A 2,073-nucleotide genomic window follows, 5' to 3' on the forward strand; every position below is an offset into this window, starting at 1 on the left:
TCCTCCGGGTACTTAGATGTTTCAGTTCCCCGGGTTTGCCTTTTTAAGCCTATATATTCAGCCTAAAAATACCTGGTTTACCAAGTTATTAGCTGCACCGAAGTGCAGTAATAACAAAGTATCAGGTGGGTTGCCCCATTCAGAAATCCATGGATCAAAGCTTATTCTCAGCTCCCCATGGCTTATCGCAGAGTATCACGTCTTTCATCGCCTCTTACTGCCAAGGCATTCACCAAACGCCCTTTTCGCGCTTGATTTGATCCAGAAAAAGCAAGACTTAGCGCCTCGCGCGAAGATCAGAAGCTGGTAAGAAACTGATCCTCTTATTCTGCATCAAAAGCATACTTTACCCGCCCAGACTGTCGTCTGGACAATGAGCGATGCAGATAGCTGCCGTCCGTGCAGGAGGCAGCGTCATCGCTCTGGTTAGTGTACTTGACTTGGACAACATATTCGTTTCAGCCGCGATATGTCTGAGTGGCCGAGGAAACAGCCTTACAAACACCGGCCCCGAGGGGCAGCAACTGAGATCATCACCTAACGCGGTGAGATCAAACATGTTGTTAGTATCTCTCTTTACGATGTCAATCACATGCATCCAAAGGATGTCACGCTACCGTCCAGATTGGACGAGCAAAAGCGCCGTAGCGCTCTTGCTGATCTAATCTATCAGCAGTTTTCGAACCACTTTGGTAGGGTTGTCCGAAACGGGAACTTTACCGATCTGGCACGCAGCACGTTAAGCTTCTCATCTCGAACGGGGTCGCGCTTGATCCGCCGATAGGCGCGTCGCTCTGCCAAGGGCCAATCCAGCTCAGTCAACTCGCGAAAAGCGGCGTAAAAGCGGGATGCATCTTTATCTGCTTGCGCCCAAGCTTTGCCGGGAAGACCTTTGCTACCAGCGTTGCCAATTAGCGTCCGATGCTGGTTTGCATCGATTAGCGCAGCGCTGTTCGCGTATTTGAGATGAACCAAGTAAACACCTTTGGGAAAGGTTAATGACGTGTCATCCAAGTGCCCAGGAGCAGTTTGAATGCCGTGGCGCACCAGATGCGTTCCACGCCGAACCGCCCAAGCCTTGCTGTAATGCCCGGAGAAATGCGCCTGACGCCTGTAGCGCAGGACATTATCGTTCGCTGTTAGCGTAGGATCGCCTTCCATTTCAGTGAGGTTTATTCCCAAAGCAAAGAGTGCAGATGCTCTCTTGCGTGAGGCGAACACATCGCTGAAATTTGCGTAACGTTCCGGGTCGAAACAAATCAGTTCATCCGCATCCGTGCGGATAACCCAGTCGTATAGCGCACCCAATCCGTCCTGAAGGCCGTTCAGCAGCTGTCCACGCACCCGATCGAAACCAGTCAGGTCACCCCGCGGCACCGTGATCACATTCGCCCGAGGGCAAAGCTCAGAAACCTTCGGATCACGACCATGGGCCACGATATAAAGATGTTCCGAACCTAGGTGCCGTGAGTAATGCGCGTACCATTGTGATAACGCCCAATAATCGCGGTAAACCATTGTGATCGCACAAATCTTCATGCCTTCTTTTAATCCGTGCGGATCAAAGGCGGCAAGAGAATTCATGGTGGAGCCTAGGAGGATCGAACTCCTGACCTCCTGAATGCAAATCAGGCGCTCTCCCAGCTGAGCTAAGGCCCCAAAGGGATTCTGCAACTGCAGAAGCGATGGTGGGTCGAGGAGGACTTGAACCTCCGACCTCACGCTTATCAGGCGTGCGCTCTAACCACCTGAGCTACCGACCCATACGGGCGGTAGCCCGTGTTCTATTGTCTGAAGAGATATGAGGACGGCTCGGTTCTAATATTGACCGGCTTTGTTTGCCGATCTGCTAAGTGTTCCACGAGTTGAGCATGCTCAACTGGCTAGGAACATCCTTAGAAAGGAGGTGATCCAGCCGCAGGTTCCCCTACGGCTACCTTGTTACGACTTCACCCCAGTCGCTGATCCTACCGTGGTCCGCTGCCCCCAAAAGGTCAGCGCACGGCCGTCGGGTAGAACCAACTCCCATGGTGTGACGGGCGGTGTGTACAAGGCCCGGGAACGTATTCACCG

1 protein-coding gene, 2 tRNA genes and 2 rRNA genes are annotated in these 2,073 nt (G+C 52.6%); all 5 read right to left on the minus strand.

All coding sequences use genetic code 11. The features are described from left to right. A 23S ribosomal RNA gene (locus ACGYLA_RS19425) occupies positions 1–257 on the minus strand; the annotation flags it as partial. Between the two features lie 412 nt (positions 258–669). Continuing rightward, positions 670–1,584 carry a glycosyltransferase family 2 protein gene (locus ACGYLA_RS19430; protein ID WP_394434618.1) on the minus strand — a complete coding sequence of 305 codons (915 nt, stop codon included), beginning with the start codon at positions 1,582–1,584 and terminating at the stop codon, positions 670–672. Beyond that, positions 1,584–1,659 (minus strand) — tRNA-Ala (locus ACGYLA_RS19435). The genes ACGYLA_RS19430 and ACGYLA_RS19435 overlap by 1 nt, the downstream gene beginning before the upstream one ends. 27 nt (positions 1,660–1,686) lie before the next feature. Then, positions 1,687–1,763 (minus strand) — tRNA-Ile (locus ACGYLA_RS19440). 136 nt (positions 1,764–1,899) lie between these two features. Next, a 16S ribosomal RNA gene (locus tag ACGYLA_RS19445) occupies positions 1,900–2,073 on the minus strand; the annotation flags it as partial.

Origin of the sequence: Sulfitobacter sp. 1A13679 (genome assembly GCF_043557115.1) — a bacterium.
In the GTDB taxonomy this organism is placed as follows: Bacteria; Pseudomonadota; Alphaproteobacteria; order Rhodobacterales; family Rhodobacteraceae; genus Sulfitobacter; species Sulfitobacter faviae.

Bases quoted from the DNA above. Each gene is read 5' to 3' on its own strand.
- ACGYLA_RS19430 (WP_394434618.1), bottom strand. From the start codon at position 1,584: ATGAATTCTCTTGCCGCCTTTGATCCGCACGGATTAAAAGAAGGCATG.